General features: G+C 63.1%; 24 protein-coding genes and 1 pseudogene. 8 read left to right on the top strand and 17 right to left on the bottom strand.

The genetic code is table 11. The features are described from left to right. Window positions 1-15 precede the first annotated feature (15 nt). On the bottom strand, window positions 16-1,545 hold the full coding sequence (locus ACP7C5_RS18055) for a tryptophan halogenase family protein (RefSeq protein ID WP_426265324.1): 1,530 nt from the start codon (window positions 1,543-1,545) through the stop codon (window positions 16-18). Window positions 1,546-1,650: 105 nt separating this feature from the next. On the opposite strand from ACP7C5_RS18055, the gene ACP7C5_RS18050 reads away from it, so the two are divergent. Then, a complete protein-coding gene (locus tag ACP7C5_RS18050) occupies window positions 1,651-4,746 on the top strand; it encodes a TonB-dependent receptor (protein WP_426265323.1) in 3,096 nt (1,031 codons plus the stop codon). Between the two features lie 145 nt (window positions 4,747-4,891). On the opposite strand, the gene ACP7C5_RS18045 is transcribed toward ACP7C5_RS18050, so the two are convergent. From ACP7C5_RS18045 to ACP7C5_RS17990, 12 genes and pseudogenes are all read right to left on the bottom strand, one after another. Next, complete coding sequence (locus tag ACP7C5_RS18045) at window positions 4,892-5,248, bottom strand: L-rhamnose mutarotase (RefSeq protein WP_189675121.1); 357 nt, start codon at window positions 5,246-5,248, stop codon at window positions 4,892-4,894. A gap of 14 nt (window positions 5,249-5,262) precedes the next feature. Next, window positions 5,263-5,991 carry an SDR family oxidoreductase gene (locus ACP7C5_RS18040; protein WP_308435268.1) on the bottom strand — a complete coding sequence of 243 codons (729 nt, stop codon included), beginning with the start codon at window positions 5,989-5,991 and terminating at the stop codon, window positions 5,263-5,265. Continuing rightward, window positions 5,988-7,190 (bottom strand): UxaA family hydrolase, encoded by a 1,203-nt coding sequence (locus tag ACP7C5_RS18035; protein WP_426265322.1) that lies wholly within the window; start codon window positions 7,188-7,190, stop codon window positions 5,988-5,990. Before ACP7C5_RS18035 ends, ACP7C5_RS18040 begins: the two co-directional genes overlap by 4 nt. Further along, window positions 7,187-7,483 carry a UxaA family hydrolase gene (locus tag ACP7C5_RS18030; RefSeq protein ID WP_189675119.1) on the bottom strand — a complete coding sequence of 99 codons (297 nt, stop codon included), beginning with the start codon at window positions 7,481-7,483 and terminating at the stop codon, window positions 7,187-7,189. The genes ACP7C5_RS18035 and ACP7C5_RS18030 overlap by 4 nt, the downstream gene beginning before the upstream one ends. After that, entirely contained in the window at window positions 7,480-8,451 is a 972-nt protein-coding gene (locus tag ACP7C5_RS18025; protein ID WP_426265321.1) for an aldo/keto reductase, read from the bottom strand. The genes ACP7C5_RS18030 and ACP7C5_RS18025 overlap by 4 nt, the downstream gene beginning before the upstream one ends. Then, entirely contained in the window at window positions 8,448-9,251 is an 804-nt protein-coding gene (locus ACP7C5_RS18020; RefSeq protein WP_426265320.1) for an amidohydrolase family protein, read from the bottom strand. The genes ACP7C5_RS18025 and ACP7C5_RS18020 overlap by 4 nt, the downstream gene beginning before the upstream one ends. Further along, on the bottom strand, window positions 9,248-10,489 hold the full coding sequence (fucP, locus tag ACP7C5_RS18015; protein ID WP_229839209.1) for an L-fucose:H+ symporter permease: 1,242 nt from the start codon (window positions 10,487-10,489) through the stop codon (window positions 9,248-9,250). Before fucP ends, ACP7C5_RS18020 begins: the two co-directional genes overlap by 4 nt. Continuing rightward, window positions 10,486-12,114 (bottom strand): alpha-L-fucosidase, encoded by a 1,629-nt coding sequence (locus ACP7C5_RS18010; protein WP_426265319.1) that lies wholly within the window; start codon window positions 12,112-12,114, stop codon window positions 10,486-10,488. Before ACP7C5_RS18010 ends, fucP begins: the two co-directional genes overlap by 4 nt. Continuing rightward, window positions 12,111-12,926, bottom strand: coding sequence for an SGNH/GDSL hydrolase family protein (locus ACP7C5_RS18005; protein ID WP_426265318.1), 816 nt, complete (start codon window positions 12,924-12,926; stop codon window positions 12,111-12,113). The genes ACP7C5_RS18010 and ACP7C5_RS18005 overlap by 4 nt, the downstream gene beginning before the upstream one ends. 140 nt (window positions 12,927-13,066) lie before the next feature. Further along, window positions 13,067-14,032 carry an alpha/beta hydrolase gene (locus ACP7C5_RS18000; RefSeq protein ID WP_426265317.1) on the bottom strand — a complete coding sequence of 322 codons (966 nt, stop codon included), beginning with the start codon at window positions 14,030-14,032 and terminating at the stop codon, window positions 13,067-13,069. 4 nt (window positions 14,033-14,036) lie between these two features. Then, entirely contained in the window at window positions 14,037-14,867 is an 831-nt protein-coding gene (locus ACP7C5_RS17995; protein ID WP_426265316.1) for a GDSL-type esterase/lipase family protein, read from the bottom strand. A 598-nt stretch (window positions 14,868-15,465) separates the two neighbouring features. Then, window positions 15,466-16,198 (bottom strand): annotated as a pseudogene (locus tag ACP7C5_RS17990) (IS6 family transposase). 49 nt (window positions 16,199-16,247) lie between these two features. Here ACP7C5_RS17990 and ACP7C5_RS17985 point away from each other — a divergent pair. Then, complete coding sequence (locus tag ACP7C5_RS17985; RefSeq protein ID WP_426265331.1) at window positions 16,248-16,622, top strand: SDR family oxidoreductase; 375 nt, start codon at window positions 16,248-16,250, stop codon at window positions 16,620-16,622. A 47-nt stretch (window positions 16,623-16,669) separates the two neighbouring features. Here ACP7C5_RS17985 and ACP7C5_RS17980 read toward each other — a convergent pair whose 3' ends face one another. Next, window positions 16,670-17,263 carry a hypothetical protein gene (locus tag ACP7C5_RS17980; RefSeq protein ID WP_426265315.1) on the bottom strand — a complete coding sequence of 198 codons (594 nt, stop codon included), beginning with the start codon at window positions 17,261-17,263 and terminating at the stop codon, window positions 16,670-16,672. A 432-nt stretch (window positions 17,264-17,695) separates the two neighbouring features. Beyond that, complete coding sequence (locus ACP7C5_RS17975; RefSeq protein ID WP_426265314.1) at window positions 17,696-18,595, bottom strand: AraC family transcriptional regulator; 900 nt, start codon at window positions 18,593-18,595, stop codon at window positions 17,696-17,698. A 94-nt stretch (window positions 18,596-18,689) separates the two neighbouring features. On the opposite strand from ACP7C5_RS17975, the gene ACP7C5_RS17970 reads away from it, so the two are divergent. Genes ACP7C5_RS17970 through ACP7C5_RS17960 form a run of 3 tightly spaced genes read left to right on the top strand, consistent with a single transcriptional unit; the run spans window position 18,690 to window position 21,142 of the window. Then, the gene (locus ACP7C5_RS17970) at window positions 18,690-19,505 is read left to right on the top strand and encodes a hypothetical protein (protein WP_426265313.1); all 816 of its coding nucleotides are present in this window, start codon (window positions 18,690-18,692) and stop codon (window positions 19,503-19,505) included. 3 nt (window positions 19,506-19,508) lie between these two features. Further along, the gene (locus ACP7C5_RS17965) at window positions 19,509-20,153 is read left to right on the top strand and encodes an NAD(P)-dependent oxidoreductase (protein WP_426265312.1); all 645 of its coding nucleotides are present in this window, start codon (window positions 19,509-19,511) and stop codon (window positions 20,151-20,153) included. Window positions 20,154-20,206: 53 nt separating this feature from the next. Further along, the gene (locus tag ACP7C5_RS17960) at window positions 20,207-21,142 is read left to right on the top strand and encodes an NADP-dependent oxidoreductase (protein WP_426265311.1); all 936 of its coding nucleotides are present in this window, start codon (window positions 20,207-20,209) and stop codon (window positions 21,140-21,142) included. Window positions 21,143-21,365: 223 nt separating this feature from the next. Here ACP7C5_RS17960 and ACP7C5_RS17955 read toward each other — a convergent pair whose 3' ends face one another. After that, on the bottom strand, window positions 21,366-21,731 hold the full coding sequence (locus tag ACP7C5_RS17955) for a hypothetical protein (RefSeq protein ID WP_426265310.1): 366 nt from the start codon (window positions 21,729-21,731) through the stop codon (window positions 21,366-21,368). Window positions 21,732-21,890: 159 nt separating this feature from the next. Between ACP7C5_RS17955 and ACP7C5_RS17950 the strand changes: the two genes are divergently transcribed. From ACP7C5_RS17950 to ACP7C5_RS17940, 3 genes are read left to right on the top strand one after another with little or no spacing between them, the layout of a single operon-like run. Beyond that, window positions 21,891-22,403 (top strand): DUF3489 domain-containing protein, encoded by a 513-nt coding sequence (locus ACP7C5_RS17950; RefSeq protein ID WP_426265309.1) that lies wholly within the window; start codon window positions 21,891-21,893, stop codon window positions 22,401-22,403. Window positions 22,404-22,411: 8 nt separating this feature from the next. Next, on the top strand, window positions 22,412-22,822 hold the full coding sequence (locus tag ACP7C5_RS17945) for a DUF2924 domain-containing protein (protein WP_426265308.1): 411 nt from the start codon (window positions 22,412-22,414) through the stop codon (window positions 22,820-22,822). Next, a complete protein-coding gene (locus tag ACP7C5_RS17940) occupies window positions 22,819-24,483 on the top strand; it encodes a recombinase family protein (RefSeq protein ID WP_426265307.1) in 1,665 nt (554 codons plus the stop codon). The genes ACP7C5_RS17945 and ACP7C5_RS17940 overlap by 4 nt, the downstream gene beginning before the upstream one ends. 186 nt (window positions 24,484-24,669) lie before the next feature. On the opposite strand, the gene ACP7C5_RS17935 is transcribed toward ACP7C5_RS17940, so the two are convergent. Next, on the bottom strand, window positions 24,670-25,168 hold a 499-nt coding region (locus ACP7C5_RS17935), incomplete at its 5' end, for a restriction endonuclease, SacI family (protein ID WP_426265306.1).

Here is a 25,168-nt window from a genome sequence, read left to right as displayed (position 1 = left end):
CCAAGTGCACCTTGATTATCGGTCAGCCGCCGGCGCTGCGCAGGTGGTACGGATGAAGTCGGCATGCGTCGGCATCGCCTTTACGGCCTGCGCCACTGCGCCACGGATGCGCGGCAAAAGCGCCGCCATCGTGTCGAACTGAAGTCCCGCCATCGGGTCGCTCTGCCCCGGCGTCACGCCTTGACCTTCCATCACCGCGACCCAGCTCGGCTCGAGGAACAGGTCGAGTGCGACTGGGAAGAAGCGCCCGCGACTGCGATACAGTGCGAGCCTTTCAGCCAGTGTATCGGGGATCGGCATCTCTGCGCAATGACGCCAGAAGGGCGAGTCGTCGCGCGTCGTTGCATGATAGTGTAGCACCAGGAAATCGCGGATCCGCTCGTATTCGGTAGCGGTGGTCGCGTTGTAATAGTCAATATCGGGCTGGGCGAACGATCGATCCGGGAACAGAGCGAGCAGTCGGGTGATCGCCGACTGGACAAGATGCAGGCTGGTCGATTCGAGCGGCTCAAGGAAACCGGCGGCGAGACCGACCGCGAGCACATTGCGGTTCCACACCTTCTTGCGCTTGCCCGTGGTGAAGCGCAGCAACCGAGCGTCCGCCAAGGGCTTGCCTTCGACGCCGGCGCGCAGCTCCGCCTCGGCTTGGTCGGCGCCGAGGAACTCGCTGCAGAACACATGGCCGTTGCCCGAGCGATGCTGCAATGGAATGCGCCACTGCCATCCTGCGCTCCCCGCGATCGAGCGCGTATAGGGCAGGGGGGAGCCGACGCGCTCAGTCGGGAGTGCGACTGCTCTGTCGCACGGCAACCAGTGTCGCCAGTCGTCATAACCGGTGCCGAGCGCGCCCTCGATCAGCATGCCGCGAAAGCCCGAGCAATCAACGAAAAAGTCGGCGTCGATCCGCCGCCCGTCGGCGAGCATCACGCCCGCAACATCGCCGCTCGCGTCGATTGGCACTTCGACCACACGCCCCTCGATGCGCACGACGCCATCGTCTTCCGCGCGTCCCCGCAGAAAGCGTGCGTAGCGCCCGGCGTCGAAATGAAAGGCGTAGCTGATGTTGTTGAGCGTGTTCCGCGGATCCGGACTCGGCCGACAGAATTTGCCCGACGCTGCTGCCATTGCGGGTAGGCTGTATTCGCTCAGCGACCCGGCCGCCGCCGGATTTGCGCGGGCCAGCGCGTGCCAATAGCTTGGGAATGGCAGCGGCCCGATATCGGCACCGAAGCGGCCGAAGGGATGCAGATAGCGACTGCCCAACGCGCTCCAATTCTCGAACGCGATACCCAGTTTGAAGGTTGCCTGCGTCGCGCGCACAAAGTCATTTTCGTCGATACCAAGCAGCGTATTGAACTGGCGAATCGGCGGGATCGTTGCCTCGCCGACACCGACCGTCCCGATCTCGTCCGACTCTAGAAGCGTGATCCGGCATTGCTCACGCGGGAGCGAACGCGCCAATGCCGCAGCGGTCATCCACCCCGCCGACCCGCCCCCGACGATCAGAATTTTGCGAACTGGTTTTGCCTGCTGGCCTTCCGTCATCACGCTCTCCTCGATGTCGCAATAGCGCGGTCTTGTTAGCCAGACCAGCGTTCACCTATGAAACATGAAATCACCTATCCACAAATCTGTTGACCGGCAGACACTGTGCGAGTAGCGATGCGTCCAACGCGGACCTTCCCTGCATCGAGCGATGAATCGAGGGAGGCCGTAGGGGGAGGCGCAGTGGGCATGACCGCAACCTTCTCGAACAAACTGACGTCCCGCGCGCGAGCACGGGGCGTGGATGCTTTTGAAAAGGGAATGCGAATGTCTGCTGTTGAAGGCGCCAATCGTTCGGGCATCGCGAAGTCGCTGCTATTGAGTGCGTCGCTGCTTCCGTTCTTAGCGATTGCTAGTCCCGCGCTAGCGCAGGACAGCCAGACACCGGCACTGTCCACCACCCGTCCGACTGCGCCGACCCCCGAAAATCGGTCGTTGCCGCGCAGCGCCGACAACAAAGATACGGCGGCGCCGGCAGCCGATGCGGCGGATCAGGACATCGTCGTAACCGGCTTCCGCAAGAGCTTGGCGACAGCGCAGGCAATCAAATTCAACGCCGATCAGTTCGTCGATTCGATCACAGCGACCGACATCGGGAAGCTCCCCGACAAGAACGTTGCTGAAGCGCTGCAGCGTATCTCGGGTGTTCAGATCACCCGTAATTATGGCGAAGGCTCGTCGGTTGCGATCCGCGGCCTGACGCAGGTTAAGACCGAACTCAACGGTCGTGACGTGTTCGGCGGTAGCGGTGGGCGCTCGCTTGGTTTCGAGGACGTTCCGTCCGAACTGCTCGGCGGCGTCGACGTCTACAAGGATCCGTCCGCCAAGGAGATCGAGGGCGGCATCGGCGGCATGATCAACCTGCGCACGCGTATGCCGTTCGACGAGAAGGGCTTCGTCGTCTCTACAACCATGGGCGCGAACTATTTCGATTTGTCGAAGCAGGCACGTTTCAACGGTTCGATCCTTGCTAGCAAGACTTGGCAGAACACCCCCATCGGCGAGATCGGCGTGCTGGTAGATTTGTCCTACTACGAGTCCTCGTTCCGCCGCGATCAAGCGACGATCGAGCCGTACGTGCCGACCACGACGGTCCCCGGCTATGTCGGCAAGACCATGTACGTTCCCGACGGTGCAGGTATCCAGGTCACTCAAGGCGACCGCGCGCGCAAAGGCATCTATGCTGCGCTCCAGTGGAAGCCCGCGAGCAACGTCGAAGTCTATGGCACCTATTTCCGGTCGCAATACGACATCTCGACACCGAACTATTCGGCGTTTGTGACCAACGGCACGAGCACCGATCAGCTGCGCTATCTTTCGCCGAACGCCGCCAGCAGATTCAAGTTTGCGTCCGATGGCACGTTCGTCTCGGGCGGCTATAACGGCTTCATTCCAGCCTATTCTGGCATCACTCCGGGCTTCCCTGATTTTACGCAGTATCAGAACACTGCGCTGAACCTGGCGACCAACACTCAGGTCAGCTTCACGCGCACCGTCACCACCGATTATGCCGGTGGCGTGAAGTGGTCGATTTCACCGCGGCTGCATGCCACGCTTGACGGGCAGTATGAGCGCGCGACGGCAACCAACAATAGCTACACCGCGTTCGCCCAAAAGGCGCTGGCCGGCTATCAGATCGATCTGAGTGGCAGTCTGCCGACGATCAGCTTCCAGAGCGCACCCGGCGGGGCGTCCAACACCGATTTGTCGTCCTATGTAGTCAATGCCGTGATGGATCATCTTGAGGACAGCGTCGCTACGCAGAAAGCGGGGCGCCTCGACCTCACCTGGGACTTCGACAACAGCATCCTACAGTCAATCCAGGGCGGTATTCGCTATACCGATCGCAGCGCGATCAACCGCAGTACGCCGTACAATTGGACCTATGCCGGCGGCCAGAATCTGACGCTCGCCAGCCCGGCGTCCTCAGGCGTGCTGGCGCCGTACGGAACGCTGTTCGGCGGGCAGGGTACCAACATTGTTGGTGCGGTTCCCTATGTCGATGCCGCCGTCTTCAACAATCCTGCTGCTGCGTTTCAGACGCTGGGAGGGCGTTCGCTCATCCACTTCGGCCCGCTGGACGTCAACACGCAGCGAGAGAAGACCTATGCCGGCTATCTTACCGCGTATTTCAAGGTTCAGGCCGGGCTGCCGATCGACGGCAACATCGCCGTGCGCGTGGTCAAGACCACCAACGACGCGATCGGCACGACCCAGTTGAGCTATCGTACCAGCCTGATCGGGACCACGCCCGACGTCGGCGCGGTCACCATCTTCACGCCCTATTCGGCGAGCCAGAACTACACCAAGGTCCTGCCGAGCCTGAACCTGCGTGCGCACATTACGAGCAAGTTGCAGTTGCGCGCCGCGGCTTCGGAAGGGCTGTCGCGTCCCAACTTCGCCGATCTTCGTGCCATCCGCTCGGTATCGATCAATTATAATGCGGTCCGCGATCCGGTGACCAACCAGATCCTCAGCTATGTACCGAATGGTGGCACCGGTAACGGCGGCAATCCATTGCTCAAGCCGCTGACCACCGACCAGGCGGATCTCGCGCTCGAATGGAACGCCGGCCGTACCACCTTCCTGTACGGCACGATCTTCTACAAGAAGCTCAAGAACTTCACGACGACCCAAGTCTTCAACCAGTCCGTCACGCCGCCGGGCGGCACCGCGCAGACCGTGTCCTACACCGCGCTCGTCAACGGCACCGACGGCAAGGTCAAGGGCGCCGAACTCGGCGGTAACACCTTCTTCGATTTCCTACCCGGACCGCTCGCTGGTTTCGGCGTCCAGGCCAACGTGACGTATGTCGACAGCAGCGCGCCGGGTTCCGCGGGCACGCTGTTCGACGGCACGGCTGCGCCGACCCAGCTGCAGGGCCTGTCGAAGTGGAGCTACAACGTGGTCGGCCTGTACGAAAAGTACGGCGTCAGTGCCCGCGCTGCCTACAATTGGCGCAGCAGCTATGTCGACTCGATCTCGAGCAATGGCACCGGCGCCGTACCGATCCTGTACCGTCCCTACGGTCAGCTTGACACTTCGATCGCGTTCAACTTCACCCCGAAGGTTTCAATGACGATCGATGCGACAAACCTGCTTCGTGCGAAGTACAACAGCTATCAGTATTTTGCGCAGGACCCGCGTAACTACGAGCTGAACGATCGTCGTTTCGGCATCACCTTCCGGATGCGCAACTGATCTGACATCATCCGGCAACGGGCGGCCCTCCCTCGTTTCCTCCCCCTGACCGCCCGGATGCATCGCTTTGGCATTGTCGTTCGGGCGGATTTTTACTTGTGACACGGATATGCGCTGCAAGCGGCGACGCGGGGACGGGCGGTCGTCAGGGCTGTTCGGAAAGTCCAAAAATCCGAGTCGCGGCGGTCCATTTCGCCGTCGGGTCGCCGCCGGGAATCGGTTGCTGGAAGCCGTCCATCATCCGCTCCCACGCCTGGATTTCGGGGTCGGCCGAATCGCTCGCCGCCTTGGCGGCAGGATCGAAGCCGGCATCGGTGTCGAGCAGCATCACCAACCGGGCGCCGGCGCGGAAGATGCGCATGTCGCGGATCCCCGCAGCACGAATGCTGGCGACGACCGCAGCAGGCACCGCGCCCGCCGCGTGCCAGCCATCATAGGCTGCGATCGCCGCAGGCTCGTCCTTCAGATCGAGCAACAGCACCTGCGTCGCGGAACCGGTCATGCGTAGGCCGTTCTTCAGTTGATCCAGCCGCCATCGATGATATGCGCCTGGCCGGTCGTAAAGGCGGATTCGTCGCTCGCCAGATACAGCGCCAGCGCGGCAATCTCTTCGGGCCGGCCGAGCCGTCCCATCGGTTGGCGCGCGGTGAAATCCCGGCGAGCCTGCTCGTAATCCCCCGTATCGCGCAGCCGCTGCTGCAGCGAGGGCGAATCGACCGTGCCCGGGCAGATCGCGTTACAGCGCACGCCCTGCGCCACGAAGTCGGCCGCGACCGCCTTGGTCAGGCCGATCACAGCCGCCTTGGTCGCGCCGTACGCAAAGCGGTTGGGCACACCCTTGATCGAACTGGCGACCGATGCGACATTGACGATGCTGCCGCCTCCGGCCGTGAGCATTCCCGGCAAATAGGCGCGGATCGTGCGATAGATCGCAGTGACGTTGAGGTCGTTAGAAAAAGACCAGGCCTGTTCGTCGCAGTCGAGGATCGTGCCGCTATACACAGCGCCCGCGCAGTTCATCAGCACGTCGATCGGCCCGGTCCGCGCCGGAATGGATGCGACCGCAGCCGGATCGCACACGTCGAGCGCCAGCATGTCGCAGGCAAGACCGTCAAGTTTCACTGCATCGATGTCCGTCGCGATGACGCGCGCGCCTTCGGCGACGAAGAGCTCGGCACATGCGCGACCGATGCCCTGACCGGCGGCCGTGACGAGTACGGTCTTGCCGCTGAGACGGCCGCTCACGCTGCGTGGCTCCGCGGCAAGCAGGCAGGGCCTACTGGCTCGAACGTCTTGTACGTCAGGATGAATTCGCGGTGGCCAAGTTCTTCCGACACGCTGCGCTCGCCCCCCGCGACCGCGAGAGTGCGTTCGTAAATTTCGTCGCCAACGGCCCCGATTGTCGCATTGCCCTCGAGAATGCGTCCTGCATTGATGTCCATATCTCCCGCCAGTTTGCGCGCCGTCTCGGGATTGGCGCAGATCTTGATGACCGGCGAGATCGCCGATCCGACCACAGATCCGCGCCCGGTGGTGAATAGGTTGATGTGCGCGCCGCATGCGATCAGCTCGACGATCTCGGCATTGTCCGAGATGTTTGGGAAGCCGAAGCGCGGCTCGCCGTCCGGAACGACGTCAAGCAAATACAGGCCGGGCGAGGGGGGCAGGTCGCCGGGTTTGACGATCCCCGAAATCGGAGAGCTCCCCGACTTGGAATAGGCGCCCATCGATTTTTCCTCCTGAGTGGTAAGTCCGCCCTCGGCATTACCCGGCGCGAAGCTGCCGAAGCCGAGGATGGTATAATAGCGTTCGGCCTTCTCGATGCTGGCGACGAGTTCGGCGCCGAGTTCGGGAGTGAGCGCACGGTCGGCCATGATGTTCTCGCAGCCGACCAGTTCGCCGGTCTCCTCGAAGATGCAGGTCGCGCCCTCGGCGACGAAGCGATCGAACGCACGGCCGACCGCGGGGTTGGCGGTGATCCCGCTGGTCCCGTCCGATCCGCCGCAGATCGTGCCGATGACCAGTTCGCTCGGCGCCATCGCCACGCGCGCGCCGGCATCGGCGATCGCCTTGGAGCGCGCGACGGCTTCCATGCCTGCGGCGATCGTCGCCGCGGTGCCGCCATTCTCCTGGATCACCAGTGTCTCGACCGGACGGCCGCTGGCTTTGACTACAGCGGCAAGGCCTTCGCGGTTGAAGCTCTCACAGCCGAGCGACAGGATCACCAGCCCGCCGACATTCGGGTGCGTGGCGATCGCCTTCATCACTTTGTCGGCGTAGCTATTAGGATAGCAGCCGGGAAAGCCGATCAGATGGACGTCGGGGTCGTCGGTCTTATCGACGATCTTGCGCGCCACGTGATGTGCGCATTCGACGAGATAGGCGACGGCGATGACGTTGCGGATGCCCTTGCGGCCATCGGCGCGAGCCCAGGCGGAAATCATGATGTGCTCCGTTCGAGCGTATCGCGCATGTGCGTCGCGATATAGTCGCTCTTCATATTGTGCAGGTGAACGTGTTCGCCCCGGTCGGCAGGCGCGGTAATCGATCCGATCGGCGCGCCGTATTTGATTACGGTGTCGCCTGCGACCAGGGCTGCCCGCGCGATCTTGTGCCCGACTTCGACGCGCGACCGCATCGCGATCGGGGCACCGTCGATCGCGACGAGATCGCCCGGCGCGACGGCAGCGGTGACAACGAGGATGTTGTCGTCGGGGTGGAGGAGGATCGCGCTCATGCGGCGTGCTCATGTGGGGAGGGCACGCCGACGGCGTCCCACAATGCGTCCGGTATTGGCCATTCGGCATATTGCAGCGTAGCGGTGACCTGCTCCGCACCGACCAGACCCGGAATCACGCAGGCGACCGCCGCCTCGCGCAGCGGGAATTGCAGCGCGGCGGCGGGAAGCGGTACGTCGAACCGCGCGCACGCGCGCTCGAGCTCGGCGACGCGCGCCACGACCGAGGCGGGCGGGGGCGCATAGTCGAAGTGGCTGGCGGTGCGGCTGCCCTCGACCAGGATGCCGCTATTATAGGGTCCGCCGATCACCAACTGCGTGCCAGTCGCGCGGCAGCGTTCGATCAGCGCCGCCGCCGCATCCTGTTCGAGCAGGGTATAGCGCCCGGCAAGCAGGATGACGTCGAGTTCGACCCGGTCGAGCAACACGTGACACACCGCGATCTCGTTGACCCCGACGCCGATCCCGGCAACCTCGCCCGCGTCGCGCAACCGGCGCAGTGCGAGATACCCGCCGGCGAGAAAGTCGGCCATGTGCCGTGCAGCGTCGTTACCGTGTACCATCGCGCCCAGATCGTGCGCGAACAGCAGGTCGATCCGCTCGCGCCGCAACCGCGCCCGGCTGGCGTCGATGCTGCGCAGCACCGCATCGTGCGTATAGTCGAACACCGGCTCGAGTGGCGGCGCATCGACGAAGCCATGGCGCTCTGCCGCGTCACTGTCGGTCGGCTCGAGCAAGCGGCCGACCTTGGTCGAAACCAGCGCGCGCGCCTGTGGATCGTGCTCGGCGAGCGCAGCGCCCAGGCGCGTTTCGCCGAGGCCGAAGCCGTAATGTGGCGCGACGTCGAAATAGCCGATGCCCGCGGCCAGCGCCGCAGCAACGGTCTCGCCGGCGACACGATCGTCGACCGGGCGATACAGATTGCCGATTCCGGCACAGCCCATGCCGAGCGTGGGAAGCGCGATCATGCGGCTAATCCATAAACGAAAGCAGCCGTCTCGCGGAACACCGCCCGATGTTGCACGACTGGAACCAGGTCGCGCGCCTTGGCGAGCCATTCGGCGTGGCTGGCGGCGAGGTGCAGTACCGGCCAGTCGCTGCCCCATAGGATGCGATCGGGCCCAAAGGCCGCTTGCACCGCGGCGACGATCTCGGCGATGCGCGCATCCTCTTGGCCGGCGACGACCTCGTTCAGCAGGCCCGAGAGCTTGCACCATGTTTTCGGAAACGCCGCGAGTGTCCGTAGCGCTTCGCTCCATGCACCGAGCGCGCCTAGGTCCGGCTTGCCGGCATGATCGACAACGATCCGCAAATCGGGATGACGCTGCGCCAGCCGGGCGAGCGCCGGCAGATGCTGCGGGCGGACGAGCGCATCGAGCACCAGCCCCGCCGTCGTCATCACCGCGAACGCGGCATCCAGCGCCGGGTCGTCATACCAGTCCGCCGCGCGATCCTGCACCATCGGCCGGAGCCCGCGCAGCTTGGGCCGGGCGGAGAGTTCGGTGATGCGCTCAGCCGCATTGGATGCATGCAGGTCGCACCATCCGACGACGCCCGCGACAAAGGAGTCCTGCGCCGCGAGGTCGAGCAGCCAGTCGGTATCGATCGCGTTTTCCTGGCTCTGCACCAGGATCACGCCGTCGATTCCGCGCGCGATTGCGCGATAGTCGTCGAGGTCGAAATCGCGATGGATTGCGGTCAGCTCTGCGGTCGGCCATGTGCAGCCATTGGCGCCGATCCGCCAGACGTGGACGTGCGCGTCGATCATGCCGACCGCCGCGCGCTAAACAGGCCGAACAAAAGGACGACAAGGAAGCACACCGCCGGCACCAGCATCGCGCGCACGATCGAGCCAGTCGAATCCGACACAGATCCCATCACCGCCGGGAACACTGCGCCGCCGATGATCGCCATTACGAGCAAGGCCGAAGCCGCCTTGGTGCGCGTGCCGAGACCATCGACCGCTTCGGCGAAGATCGTCGGGTACATGATCGACATGAAGAAGCTGCTGGCGACCAGCGCAACCACGCCCGCCATGCCTCCGGCCAACGCGGCGAAGCCGCAACAGGCTGCACCAGCCGCGGCGAACACCGATAACAGCGGGAGCGGACGAATTCGGCCCATCAGGCCGGCACCGACGAAGCGGCCGACCATGAACACCACCAGAGAGGCGGTGAGATAGCCCGCCGCCTGCGTCGCGGGCGTGCCGGGAAGCGCGACGATGGTGTAGCGGATCATGAAGCTCCACACGCCGACTTGCGCGCCGACATAGAAAAACTGAGCGAGCACGCCGACCAGGAAGCGCGGCATGCGCGCCAGCTCAGCGAAGTCCGCGGCAACGCCCACGCCCTCGTCAGCATCGGGCGCGGTCGCGATCGCGGGGAAGGGGGCGAGCCGGATCAGCAACGCCCAGAATAGTACGCCAAGCCCGATCACCAGATACGGGATCTGCACCGCCGCGGCCTGGCCTGCGCGATCGATCCCCGGCGGCGCATCGGACAGGATGAAGGCGCGTCCGATCAGCACCCCGGTAATCGATCCGAGCGGATTGAACGCCTGCGCAAAGTTCAGCCGGCGCGATGCGGTCGCCGCGCTGCCGAGCCGCGCTATTAGCGGATTGGCCGAGGTTTCGAGAAAGGCGAGGCCGCTCGCGATGACGAACAAGGCGGTGAGGAACGCGGGATAGCTGAGCGCGCTCGCCGCCGGCCAGAACAGCAAGGCTCCCGCGCCGTACAGCCCGAGCCCGAGCAGCACCGCAGCGCGATAGCCATAAGCGCGCATGAACAATGCCGCCGGAATCGCGAGGCAGAAATAGCCGAGATAGAAAGCCGATTGCACCAGCCCGGCGCCGAAGTCGCCCAGGCTGAACAGACCCTTGAAGTGCGTGATCAGCACGTCGTTGAGATTGTTCGCCACGCCCCACAGGAAGAACAAAGCGACAATCAGGACTGTCGGCACGACGCGCGCGGCGCTCATGCCGCGCGGCGGTGCGAGGGGCGCGTTCATACCAGCCCTCGCCCATCGAGCCGGATCACCGGCACGAACCCGCCATCGGGCTTGCGCGGCAGATCGAAATGCAGCCCCGCCGCATCCTGGCGATACGGCACCGGCCCGCCGCCGAGCAAGGTCGCGCATTCGATCACGCCGTCCAAGCGTCCGCGCGCGAGCGACGCGACCGAGGCGGTCCCGCTCGGCCAGCCGAGAAACAGCACGTATAGCGCGCCCTTGTTGGTGGTGAAGCGCACGTCGCGTGGCGTGAACGCGCCAGCGCCCGCCTCGTTCTGCATCCCGGGGGTGAGCTTCGTCGGACCCTCGCCATAGCTGCGCCACGGGCGCGAACCGAAGATCGCTTCGTCGTTGATCGCGGTCCATTCGCCCAGCCGGTCGAGGATCTTCTCCTCCTCGCTGTCAATCGCGCCATGCCCCGGTTGCGGCACCGACAGCAGCAAATTGCCGTTCTTCGACACGACGTCCGCCAGGCGCTGCGTGACCTGTTCGGCGGTCTTATAGCTTTTGTCGTTTAGCCGCGCGACATTGTAGAACCAGTCGCCGAGGCACGTGTCAGTCTGCCACGGCTCCTCCCACAGATGGTCCGTGAAACCGCGCTCGACATCCTGCACCACGCCGAAGCGCTCGTTGGGCTTCAACTGCTTGGCGAACAGCGCGACGTCGATCTTGCCCGACCATTGGATCGAGCGGTTGTAATAATCGGCCGCCGCTTCGAGTCCGATCGAGCCGAACGGTAGGCCGTAATTGTCGAAATAGATCAGGTCCGGCTTGTACTTTTCGACCAGGTCGGTCTGGCGCAACAGCCAGCGGGTGACATAGGCCGGATCGTCGGTCGGGCCGGTCTCGATCCACTGGCCGTCATGTTTGTCGTGCCAGGCGTTCATGCCCGCAATGTTGTCGATCCCGTCGGGCATCACCATATGACCGCCGGTATAGAGTTCGCGTGGATCGAGCCCGTCCCACCATTGGCCGCGACCATCCGCCTTGGTCAGCTTGAACGCATCGTAGCGCTCGCCTTTATTCGGACCGGTCGCGTCATAGCCATATCCGGTCTGATACCAGTGCCAGCTGTGCGCCGAATGGTTCGACACGCCGAACTTGAGGCCCGCCTTGCGCGCCACCTTCTCCCAGGTGCCAACCACGTCGCGCCTCGGCCCGACGCGCAGCGAGTTCCACGCATGATAGCGGCTGTCGAAACAATCGAGGTTGTCGTGATGGTTGGCCAGCGCCATGAAATAGCGCGCGCCGACCTTCTTGTAGCGTGCGATTAGCGCGTCGGGATCCCAGCGTTCGGCGGTCCATAGGTTCTGGACGTCCTTCATCCCCGCCACGGTCGGATGGCCGTAGGTCTTGCAGTGATGCTCGTACATCGGGTGGCCCTGCATATACAGGAAGCGGCCGTACCAATCGCCTCGCTCGGGCACCGATTGCGGGCCCCAGTGCGCCCACAGGCCGAGCTTGGCGTCGCGAAACCAGTCGGGATATCGATAGTTGGAGACGAGCGACGGCCAGTTGGGCTGGACCGGTCCGCGCGCCAGCCCCATTGGGCTTTGAGCGAGCGCGCCGCGCGCCATCGGGAGCGCCGCCATGCCGGCAAGGATCGAGCGCCGGGAGAAGGTCATTTGCTGCCTCGATTGCTCAGAGTCGTGGCGATCGCGGCGAGCGCAAGCGGGTGCATGATGGCATAGCCTTGCGGCGTCGGGTGAACGCCGTCGCTGGCGAGGCCCGGTTTCATCGCGCCGTTGGGCGCTGCGAGCGCGGCGAAATAATCGACGTACACGAAGCCGTTTGCCTTAGCGTAGGCGCGCAGCCAGGCGTTGAGCGTGGCGATCTGCTGAACCGGATGCTTCGACGGGCTCCAAGGGAAGGCGGCGGCGGGCGGGATCGAGGCGAGAATCACCTTGATGCCATGTGCGCGCGCGAGTTCGGCCATGCTGGCGATATTACCCTCGACTGTCTCGAGCGTCGCCGCACCGGTATTGCCGGCAACGTCGTTGGTGCCGGCCATAATGTGCACTGCCCGCGGTTTCAGCGCGATCACGTCATCTCGGAACCGCGCCAGCATCTGCGGCGTCGTCTGCCCTCTGATCCCGCGATCGACCACTCCGCCCGAGAAGAGCGCCGAGTCGGAGTAGATCCAATTGTCGGTGATCGAATCGCCCATGAAGACCACGCGGACCGGCGCCCGGCTGGCCGCGAGCGCTTTATTGTCGGCGGCGTAGCGGCACGACTGGCTGAAGTCGCGCGTCAGCATGTGCAGGTTCCATACTTGCCAGCCGGCGCCGTCGGTCGGGCGGGGGTGTTGCCGACATGGTTGCGCCACGATGCCGACCGGATCGCCTGCATAGGGGTCGCCCGGCACATTGGTCTGCGCGTGCGCGGCCGGCGCCAATGTCGCCAGCAGCGGCAGCGTCCAGAGTAAGCGTCGAGCCATAGCGTGATCCTCTCCATGCCGGCTGTGTCCTGCGCGGCCGCGGAGCGAATGCGTGGCATAACCGATTTATCGGTGCATCTATAAAGTGCAATTTTATATATGCACAGGGGTCTCGCATAGCTGAAGCGGATTTCTGTGCGTCAGATGGCAAAGACCCCTTTGCTTACTCCGAAAGCTTGGAAGAGGTCGGGCCATGCCGATCCCGGCATGCTGCGCGGCAGGCGCACGCCGAAGCCATGCCCGCCCGCGTCGAACACGTGGAGTTCGCTCGGGCGCTTGAGCGCGATGAGCGCCGTGAACAGCCCGATGCTGTTGGCGACCGGCACCAGATCGTCATCGGCGGCATGGACCAGAAAGGTCGGCGGCGTATCGGCGGTCACGCCCGTCTCGACCGACCCGGCGTGGCGCAGTGCGGCGGGCGCATCGGCGCCGAGCAGCATGTCGCGTGACCCGCCATGCGTGAACGGCGCCTCCAGACTCACCACCGGGTAGACCAAGCCGACCAGATCGGGTCGCGCCGACACCGTGTCGATCCGGTCGACCGGCGCATAGACGGCTTCGCCGAAACGGGTCGCGAGCGACCCGGCAAGATGGCCGCCGGCCGAGAAGCCCAGAGCAGCGATCCTGTGCGGATCTACCCTGAACCGCGTCGCCTTGGCACGGATCAGCCGCAGCGCGCGCTGCGCGTCCTGCAGCGGCACGTGCGGCCGATCGGTCCAACCCTCGCTGGGCAAGCGGTACAGCAGGATGAAGGCCGTAATACCGCGATCGTTCAGCCACTGTGCCTGCGACGTCCCCTCATTGTCATACGATAGGAAGCCATAGCCGCCGCCCGGCATGATCAGCACCGCCGCGCCGTTGGGCCGAGCCGGACGGCGCACCACCAGCACCGGTTCCGCGATCCCGCTGATCCAGCGATCGGGATGCAGCGGGTCGTGCGACTGATCGGCGACCTTGCGCACGATCGCGGCATGGCGATCGCCCGGCATCGCGCCCGGCCAAAGCGGCACGACCTCGTCGCTCGGAAGGAGCTGCGCGCCAACCGTAGCGGCGCGAGCCGCCGCCAGCATCGCGCCGCCAACCAAAAGTGTTCGACGTGTCGGCATCACGTCACTCATCATTATTACCTTCCAGGGTGTTGTGGCTTCGTCGCGAGAGCGCCTCAGCGATCGCCTTTGCGGCGACGGGCGCCATGCGCGCATAGCCTTGTTCGAGTGGATGGATCCCGTCGGCGGTGTAGCGCGCGGTCATAAGACCATGTGGATCGACCAGCGCCGCATAATAGTCGGCATAAGCGTAATGCCGTCGCGCGCAAAAGGCGCGGAGCCAGGTGTTCAGCCGGCGGAGTTCGGCCGGGTCGCGTTTCTTGACGACGTCGCCCGCGGCATCGGTATAATTGTCGACCGGGAGCAATGCACCGAACACCACCGCAATGTGATGCTGGTCGGCGAGATCGGCCAAAGTCTCCCAATTGGACTCGATCTGCACTGCGCTCTCGTGCTGCAGAAAGCCCTGCACGTCGTTGACACCGGCGAGAATCACGACCGCAGCGGGTTGGAGCGCGACCACGTCCTGATGGAAGCGCAACACCATCTGCGCGGTCACCTGGCTACCAATGCCGCGATTGACATAGGGGCGTCCTGGGAAGCTCGCCGCCAGGTCCCACCGGTCGGTGATAGAATCGCCCAGGAAGACCACGCGCCGCTCGCCGACGCGCGGCGGGGGGAGCGCGGCATTAGCACTTTGGTAGAGATAGCGTTCGCCGAAATCCTGCATCAGACTTGGGATCAGCTTGGCACGAAACGGGCCGAGCCACGGACCCCAGTCCTGATCGACCACGACGCGTCGATCGGGAGAACTCTGATATTGGTGCGGCGCGGCTAGGACGGGGCAGGCGAACGAGAGCGATAGCGCGAGCAGCGCGGACAAGGTGTCCTTCATGGTAACGCCCTCCATCCCAAAGCCTCTTCAGCATTGCCGAGCGTCGGCGAAGGCGACCGACTTGTATCGATCATGCGAATATTGTTCCAGCGTCGTCAGACAAAAGCTCGAGGTTATTACCGAAGACGCGTGGCGTCGGATGATGCTGGGTAGGCGATTTGGCGACATCAATGCCGTCGGCATCCGAATGGCGGGTTACTGCAACGACACACAAGGTAGGGCATATGGGTGTCAGGACGACGAATGTCGTGCGCTTCGCTCTCTCTCTCTCTCTCTTTCTTTCTTTCTTTCTTCCAACATTTGTAACGCGCGCCCGGCAGATCGATTCGCCCAATCGCCGTGTGGTGAGATCGGCCACGAAACCTGCACCCTGCGACTAAAATCTTCGAGCCCGCCGGCGCTTTTCGCGATCCGCCCGGGCGTCCCGCGATGCTGAAAGCTGTGCGCGGCGAAGTGTTTGGTGAACTGAACGTCCGTCGGTTCATATTAACCCGGAGACACGCAACCTTGATCTTTATCGTGACGTCATCGCGAGGTGCTGTCGGTCTAACGCGAACCGCTTTCTCCACGATGCAGGTCGGGCTTATGTAATGGGAGTCTAACCCATGACCGACTGCCACTCGGCCTCGGCGGCTGAGCGGCGTTGTTTGTAGGTTTTGCGGTCAACGAGATGGCGTTCGAGATTAAAGTGGTTGTGAACGTTTGCATGTACGCTGGCGAACTTTTGTAGGGTCTTCATCTGCCTGAACCTAAGCATCGCCCGCTCTCGTCGTCGGAAGGGCAGGTGGCCGTTTTCCACCCTGTTATTGGCCCAGCGAGCGACCTCCTGCTTCTCCTCGTTCCCAAGATCCTTCATCGCTGCGCGATAGGAGCGAAGGCCATCGGTCCTGATCGCCTCCGGCGAGCCATGGCGCTTCAGCGTCTTTTTCATGAAAGTTAGCGCAGCTGCTTTGTCGCGCGTCCTGGTGACAAAGCTTTCGAGGATCTCGCCTTCGTGATCGACCGCGCGCCAGAGGTAAACCATCTCGCCATTGAGCTTCACGTACATCTCGTCGAGATGCCAGCGCCAGTGTCGGAAGCCGCGCATCCGGTTGACCCGCTGCCGCCGGATGTCGCCGGATGTCGCCGGCGAAGATCGGGCCGAACCGCCCCCACCATTGCCGCACTGTCTCATGGCAAATGTCGATCCCGCGTTCGAACAGGAGATCCTCGACGTTCCGCAGCGACAGCGGGAAGCGGACATACATCATCACGACCAGCCGGATCACCTCGAGTGACGAGTTGAAGCGGCGGAACGGGCTGGGGGGCAGGGCTCTCGATTTGATACTCATTGGGCCACGGTAGCGAACGCCTGGTTGGTCTGACAGAGCCCGCGCGCAAATTCCGGCGATGCTGGAGCAGGGAGCGGGTGCTATTGTGTTTACGGGCAGCTTCGTCGGGAACAGCGTGGGACTGCCGGGCATGAGTGCCTATGCGACAGCAAAAGCCGGGCTGATGGGATTGGTTCGCGGCATAGCTGCGGATTATGGCGCAGTCGGCATCCGTGCGAACGCTCTCTTGCCGGGTGGCACCGCGACCGAGATGGCAGGTGACGCTGCCCAGCGTGAATGGGCTGCGGGCCTTCATGCGATGAAGCGGATTGCTGAACCTGAAGAAATAGCCCACTCGGAATTGTTTCTGGCAAGCGATATGGCAAGCTTCGTTACGGGCTCCGCTTTGTGGACCGATGGCGGTAACGCTGCGGTAAAAACCTGAAGATCTTGGAGCAGTCCGCTTTCGGTTTGAACCGGCTGAAAGCGGACCTAAGCGCGCTCTTGCGAAAGGATTGTGGACATCTCCTTCAAGCCTTCCCGTGCGAACTCCCAAAAGGGCGACATATCGCCGGAAAAGCGTTGTTGCATATCGGCCAGCACCGGGGCTGCGTCCGGCGCGGATAATCGGAATAGCCACCGGCGCAGCGGCATCGCGGCCCGCGCCGCGCCAAAGAGCACACTCTCCGCACTCATTCCTATATAGCCCTCGTCCGCTTCGGCCAGATCATTTTCGAGCGCCTTTTCAAACCACGCATCGACAAAACTTTCGAGCGCACGCTGTTGGTCCAACTCCCATGATCGCCAGTCGGCAAGAGCGAGTTTACCCAGCACGATCTCGGGGTCGTGGGCGTTGCCCGGATCGTAGACCGACGCCTCGAGGATACGAGGCAGTAGGTAACGAAAGTCTGGCTGGTCCCCAATAGTTAGGAATACGCCAGACACGTAGCGCCAGAGCGACTGCCCTGTGATTTGGCGGAGCGGGGTCGTGAGCAGGACATCAGTCCCGCGCGTTGATATGCAGCATGGGCAGCCTTCGATGGCGACTGGCGCTGGAAACTCAAAGGTGCGGTAGAGCGCCTCCACCGCTTGTCGGACACTCTGCTCCGCTGGATGGGATGCTTGATTACTCACTTTGGCAGACTGACGATCTAAGCTTGCCGATGCAACGCCGCTGATCTGCGAAATGTTCGCTATTGGGCGCTTCCGGTCCGTCCGCTCCGCCGCCCGATAGCTGCCGGTCGGCTTCCGGGAACGGTGGTGGCGTTCGTAGCGGCTGAACGTCGCAATGTGGTGGACTGCTGACCGACACCTTTTGAGGCTTGGTATCGGATAGCGGACGTGGTTCTATCAGGGCCATGACCGACCCCGCCGCGTTGAAATGGTTCCCGCTCCTTTGCGTCGGTTGGATCGCTTTAGCCGTCGCCGTCTTGATCGCATTTTGGAAGAAGCGGCGCGGTGATTGCCCAAAGCCGTTCCCGCCAACGATCGAGTTTTGGGAATGGCTGGGGAAAGTGCTCAGGCGCTGCGAAACCGGCCCGGCGACATTCCTGTGATACGGCGGAATGCCGCGCCGAACGCGCTTTCCGATCCATAACCAAGCTCGAATGCGACGATCGAGGTCGGAATACCTAGCGCTAGTCGGTCACTGGCGAGCATCATCCGCCAACGAGCAAGGTAGCTGATCGCCGGCTCTCCACAGGCATCGGAGAAGCGCTGGGCGAAGCCGGATCGAGACATGCCAGAAAGTTTGGCTAGTGCATCCAACGTCCAGCGCTCGCCCGGGTAGGCGTGCATGGCCTCGATCGCCCGCGCGAGCTGCGGGTCTGCGAGCGCTGCGAGCCAAGTCCCGGTCCGCTGGGCCGTTGTCGCCACATGCAGCCGAAGTGCCTCCACGAGCAGCGTCTGCGAGAGATGCTCGGCAATGAGACGCCCGCCCGGTCGAGGCGTACGCAGCTCGGCCATAAGGCGGTCGACCAGCCACAGGAGCCCCGACGCCTCCGCGCCCGCTCCCAGCCGCACCACAGGCGGAAGCGCTCGCAACAACTGGTCGGCCGCCATACCCGTCATTTCGAAATAGCCGCCGAGACCGCGGCAATCGCCGCCTTCTTCGAAGATAGCCGTATCTCCCGACGCAGTTGTGAAAAAGCGTTCGAGGTCGATTCTCGGGGCGTCGGGCCTGCTTCCCATGACCAGGCCCTGGCCCTGCGGCAAGAGAACGAAGTCGCCCGCTGCGAGCTGGACCGGCGCAACGCCGTCCAGCCAAAGCCCGCACGCGCCCGTTCGCAAGGCATAGCAGCGAACGACAGGTTGGGGTGGCAAGCAAAGCGACCAGTCGCCGCCGATATCAAGGCCGCGAAAGCCATAGGCTCGCGGCCTCATCAGTTGAAGGACGTCGGAAAGCGGGTCGGCTGTCATTCTGGACGATCGCTACAGCATTGCGGACGTTCAAGGATACCCCGTCCAGTGCTCTCGCTCTACCTCAAGCGACGTATAATCACGGGCACCCATAATGGCGCATAATGATTTTCTGCTGCTCAATCCGGTATACGCGGTAACGATCGGCCTCGGGATGCTGGCGCTTGTTCCGTTGGGCGTGCTCTGGGCGCTACTCGACACGCGCCGCGTCGGCCATGAACGGGTGGCGATCAAGCCGACCAAGTTCGCGCTCTCTATCGCGGTTTACCTGCTGACCGCCGCCTGGATGCTGCACTATGTTCGCCCCGCACGACTTGAGTCAGGCTTGGTCCAGCTCGCCACCTGGGGGCTGTTGATCGGAGCGACGGTCGAGTTTATGTGCATCGTTGGTCAGGCGGCACGCGGGCGCCGCTCCCACTTCAACAGCGCGACACCGATCGACGCGGCCATTTCGACATTGATGGGGGTCTCGGCGATCCTGTTCGTCGGCATGGTGCTGCCGCTGGCATGGGAAATCGCAGCGCGGCCACGCGCGGACGCTGCGCCATTGATGGCGACAGCAATTGTCGCCGGGCTGGTGCTGACCTTTGTCTTCGGGGCGTTGACCGGATCGGCCATGGCACGGCTTGGCACAGCAACGGTCGGTTCTAGTGGAGCGAGGATAACGCGGGACGAGCGACGCCGGACAGGCCTTCGGCTGCGCCTGGCCCATTTTTGCGGCATACACGCCATGCAGGCGATCCCATTGATTGCCTTCCTGGCTTTGCGAGTAGCGGGCCAAGCGGCCGCGCTGCTGCTGGTGGCTGGTACGCTGGGTTATTCGGTCATCACGTTGACACTGCTTTTCCGTCCCACATTTCCCGAGGCGTGGCTGGCCATCGGTACCGCGCCCTTAACCAACCGGAGCTAGATTATGGTTCAGCGATCCACCTTTCTTGTGCTCGGAGCGACCGGGGCCACAGGCAAGCATTTCACGGCCCAAGCCCTGGCGGACGGGCACCGGGTGCGCGCACTGGTTCGCACACCGGCCAAGCTCGCATCGAACAGCGAAAGACTCGAGGTCGTGCACGGCTCGATCACCGACCCGATCGATACCGATGCGCTGGTCGCAGGCGTGGAGTACGTCGTCGTGATGCTGGGTGACAAAGCCGTACAGCGACACGCCAAGATCAACACCGCCTTCATGCGGCGCCTGATACCCGCGATGCGTGGACAGGGCGTCAGGCGCATCTTGTACCAAGCTGGCGGTTTGAGCCGGCCTTATGGCGGCCATCTCTCGCCCTCCCTCTGGCTCATCCGCAATACGATTGCCCGATCGTTCATCGGACAGCACCTTGATAATGAGGCGGTCATGGCCTTTTTTGCGACGGAGGCGAACGATCTGGAATGGATCGTCCACCGCGCTGGCATCTATTCTGACGGTCCGTCCAAAGGCTCTCTCCAGCGTTCCAAACGTAAGTTCAGCGTGGCGACTTTTCGCGACTGCGCGGACTACAGTTATCGGACGGTCACCGACAGTACAGCGGTGCATACGGCTGACCTGAGTCATTACGAGTAATCACAATTACGACGGATCGTCTGGCCGTCGATGTCTAGCCTGTGGAGTTTGTGATGAAGAGCATTCAATATAATCGATACGGCGGACCCGAGGAGCTGCGCCTGGTTGATATCGACACCCAAAAACCAGACCAGGGTCAGGTTCGTATACGGGTGATGGCAGCGTCGGCTAACCCGATGGATTGGGTGATCAGGCAGGGCAAAGTGAAGATGATGACGGGCTCCAATTTCCCTCGGGGATTAGGGCACGACTTCGCGGGGGTGGTCGAAGCGGTTGGACCCGGGGTGAGGGGGCTTAAAATTGGAGATGATGTGTTCGGCTTCACGACGTTGAAAGAGGCAGGCACGTTCGCAGAAGCTGTCGTCACAGACGCCAAGAACGCCTTCATCAAGCCAGCGGCCCTCCCGTTTGAAGTCGCCGGCGCATTGCCGATCGTTGGCATCACCGCTTGGACTGCCCTGTTCGACAAGGCCAAGCTGAAAGCGGGGCAGTCTGTGTTCATAACAGGTTGCCTCGGCGAAGTGGGCCGAGCGGCGGTACAGTTGGCTCTTGCGCATGGCGCGAAGGTTGCGGGCAGTCGTAGCGCCTCCGCACGGGAGGAGGCTTTAACCTTGGGGGTGGGCGAGGTGTTCGACTACCGCGCCCTCGACGTCCGCTCTCTGCGTCATCAATTCGATGTTGTTTTAGACACGGCGGGCACCCTGAAGATGCGGGAATGCGATACGATGTTGAAGCGTGGCGGCGTCGCCTTACACATCGTCGCGACGCCCGCCAAGATTATCCGAAGCCTCATATCCTCACGCCATCAGACGGTGTTTGGAACAGCAACGCCGGAGGGTATGGCTGGCATTGTCGATGCCGCCCTGCGAGGCAAGCTCACGGCCAAGATCGGTCGAACTGTTCCTCTGACTGAGGCAGTTCCGGCGATCATCGCGCTCGAGAAGATAGGCTCGCCTAAGGGAAAATTGCTCGTCATCCCTGGAAGGTGAGCCCAGAAAACGACGACTGTTACTGCATAGGGTAGGTTATGTAATAAGAAGCCAAACTGAACGCGTGTCGATCCGCCGTACTGTGCACATAAGATAGTACACAAAGAGACGGACGATTGACGTAATCTGGCATTTGCGAAAAGGCTCCCCGGTGCCTCCGCGAGCATCGCGGGCTCGCCTTGGCGTCGGTGTCAGCACATCACGGACCATCATCCAACTGATATCAGCGGATACCATCGGTTTCCGCCATGCCTTCCCACAAACGAACGTCGCTCAGGAACGATGTGTCGGGCTGGGTGATCATCAGCATAACTGAAGCTCCCAGGATCTCCATTTTCTCTAAAACCGTTCCCGAAATCATTTTCCCAGAACCACGATTCGAAGAGGGAGTTATGGGAACGCTGCTGCCGTCAAAATGGGCATCCCCTGGTGCGTTACATAGATTAGACACCGATCGCGTCTCATCAGGGCAATTTGCATACGATTTCTGAAGTCCGTCCGCCGGATCCAGAACCTGATAGGACAGAAATGACATCGACCGGGCTGCCACAATCCTGAATCTGGACCGAAACTCTTCGAGGCTGGTCATTTCGTGACAATCCATTCGACTTGCGTTGCGACCAGAGCGAACACCGTAATCGTTGAGTCGCAGCCCTGATGCGGGCGCGACCTGCCCTGCCGATGTGATCGGCGGGGCTGAGGCTGGTGGAAGCGGCGCTGATGCCGCTCTCCGACCCGGAGACCAGCCATGACGAAGTTAAATGATATTCAGAGCATCCTGCTGTCCACCGCAGGCCAGCGCGACAACGGCAGCGTCTACCCGCTGCCCGACACGCTGGCGAACGCGCATGACCGCGCAAGTAAGGCGATTGCGGCGCTGATCAAGCGCAATCTCATGGAAGATCGCGAGACTCACGATGCGGTAAGTGTCGCCCGCGAGGACGGTGATCTGGGCTACGGCGTCTTCATCACCCCGGCGGGGCTAGCGGCGATCGGCCTGGGCGAAGGGGAGGGGGCTGGTTCGGACGTCACGCCGCCGATGCCCGCGCAGCCCAAGCCCGAACGCCAGACTAAGGCGGCTATGGTAATTGCGCTGCTGCAGCGTGAGCAAGGTGCAACGCTGACGGAGCTGATCGCTACGACTGGCTGGCTGCCGCATACGACGCGGGCGGTGCTGACCGGCCTGCGCAAGAAAGGGCGTACAATTGAGCGAAGCAAGCGCCACGACGCGACCTGCTACCGCATCGTGGCGGCGGGTTGACCATGGTGATGACCGTGGAAGAACAGATCGCCCGGCTGACGACGCTGTCGTCAGCCGACCTGCGCGAAACATGGACCCGGCTAACCGCGTCACCGGTGCCGCGGATCAGCCCAAGCCTGCTGCGCTTAGCGCTAGCATACGAGATCCAGGCCCGCGCGATCGGCGGGCTGTCGCGCGAGACCACCCGCAAGCTCGATCAGCTGGCTGCGGCCAAGACCAAGACCAGCGCGGTGTCGCCGGGGATGCGGCTGGTGCGCGAGTGGGGCGGCAAGGCGCATGTCGTCACCATCGGTGACGACAAGGTGATCCGCTGGAACGAGCGCGAGTGGCAGAGCCTGTCGGAGGTAGCGCGCGAGATCACCGGCACACGCTGGTCGGGGCCCGCATTCTTCGGCCTCAAGCGAAAGCTCGCGGCATGAAGCAGATCCGCTGCGCGATCTATACCCGCAAGTCGAGCGAGGAGGGGCTGGAGCAGGCGTTCAACTCGCTCGACGCGCAGCGCGAGGCGTGTGCCGCGTACATCAAGAGCCAGGCCAGCGAAGGCTGGGTGGCATCCCCCGACATCTATGACGATGGCGGTCTGTCGGGCGGCACGCTGGAGCGTCCTGCGCTCCAGCGGCTGCTGGCCGAGGTAAAGGCAGGCCGCATCGAAATCATCGTCGTGTACAAGGTCGACCGACTGACGCGCTCGCTGCTCGACTTCTCCAAGCTGGTGGAAGCGTTCGATGCGGCGGGTACGTCGTTCGTCTCGGTAACCCAGTCGTTCAACACCACCACCAGCATGGGGCGGCTGACCCTCAACATGCTGCTCAGCTTCGCCCAATTCGAGCGCGAGGTCACCGCCGAGCGTATCCGTGACAAGATCGCTGCGTCCAAGGCCAAGGGCATGTGGATGGGCGGAACCCCGCCGCTCGGATATGCCCCCAATGGTCGCAGCCTCGCCATCGTCGAACCGCACGCAAAACTCATCCGGACGATTTTTGACCTATATATCGAGCGTCGCAACGTGCGGTCGGTCGCCGAGCAGCTCGAGCGCGACGGACACCGCTCGCCGGTCCGAACGACGGGCACTGGAAGAACCCATGGCGGTGTGCCGCTTAGCCGGGGTCAGATCTATTCGATCCTCAAATGCGGCATCTATATTGGGGAGATCCACCATAAGGGACAAATCTATCCGGGCCTGCACGATGCGATCATCACACGCGAGACGTGGGACACTGCCCAGGCAATTCTCGCCGGCAACTTGCAGGGTGAACGCAGCGGCGTCCGTGCCGCGCACCCGGCCATGCTCGCGGGCAAGCTGGTCGATGAGCAGGGCGAGCCGCTGATCTCAACGCATGCCAACAAGGGCAAGGTGCGCTACCGCTATTACACTAGTCGCACACTGCACGATCGCACCGGCGAAGGCGGCATGCGGGTGCCCGCGCGCGAGATCGAAGCCGTGGTGTTGAAGCGCTTCGCTTCACTGTTCGACGACGGACTGGCACTAAGCGCCAAAGCAAGGCTGATCGTCACGCCCAGCGATATCGCCACCCTTATGGCGCGGTCGGTCGAGGTAGGGGCGGAGGTCGCCATGCGGAGCTCCGCGCTGTTCCAGGATCTGGTGCAGCAGGTGCGCATCCATCGCAGCAGCCTCGAGGTTGACTGCTCCGCCAGCGTCCTCGCCGAGGCGATCGGCGCACAGCGGGAGGACGACAGTTCGGACGTGTTCACGCTCACCGCAGATGTCCGGCTGACGCGGACGGGCAGGGCGATGCGACTGGTCGGACAGGACGGTGCTGCCATTGTCTCACCGCCAAACCTCTCGCTGATCAAGCTGGTGCTGAAAGCGCGGCGCTGGTGGGCCCGGCTGCGGATAGGTGACGTGGATATCAAGACGCTTGGCGAGATCGAGGGGGTGCAGCCGGCGTACATCACACGCGTGCTGCGGCTCGCGTTTTTGGCGCCGGCGGTGGTCGATGCAGTCCTTAAAGGCGCGCTGCTGCCGGGTGTCGATGGATCGAGCCTGACGGCCACTGACGCGATCGATCCGCTCTGGGCGGTGCAGCGGCAGCGGATGCTGCCTGCGATTAGGGCGTGAACCAAGTGCGATGTTGCCGTCTTTTTTGGTTGCCAAGCCAAGCCAAGCCAAGCCAAGCCAAGCCAAGCCAAGCCAAGCGAACGTGAGTTGAGGTTACGAAAGCCTCAGTCGCGTCGCGCGAAAGGAGACGCGTGTCGTGTCCTCAGCCATAACGTCGCTACCATCTTAGGTTAGAAACTGACGTGATCAGTTTTGCTGGCTGGCCCTCACGCTCACGAGCGTGTTCCACAACGCAAGAGCTTCGGCTGACGCTTCCGCTTCGATGAGGCGCTGCTCGATCCGGGACGGGAGTCGAGAGGCGCCGACCAGCGTAGCGAGCGGTGCCCAGTGCAGTGCTTGCTGCACGAGACTGTTCCAGTCGCTATAGACGGTCACGGCAACTCCGCGCTCGGCGGCCCAAGCGCGTGCCTCGGCCAACAAAGCGATCGGAGGGCTGGGCGCGATCGCAACCATAACCGCTTCATCGACTTCGGCCAACACGCATTTGCCGACCAGCAGATAGAGATCCTCGCGCGTGACCGGCTTATCGCGCACCTCAAACGCACGCTCCCAACCCGTTTCTTCCTTCCGGCGGACGTTTACATCAGCTGGAATGGTACGCGACGGATCATTAACTCGCCGCGCATCGACCCGGTCTTCGCCAGCAAACACGTCCATCAGTCCGGCAACTACTGCTTGTGCAACG

The sequence above is a fragment of the Sphingomonas sp. PWP1-2 genome, assembly GCF_049898305.1.
GTDB classification, from domain to species: Bacteria; Pseudomonadota; Alphaproteobacteria; order Sphingomonadales; family Sphingomonadaceae; genus Sphingomonas; species Sphingomonas glacialis.
This window is presented reverse-complemented; position numbering and strand designations above follow the sequence as displayed.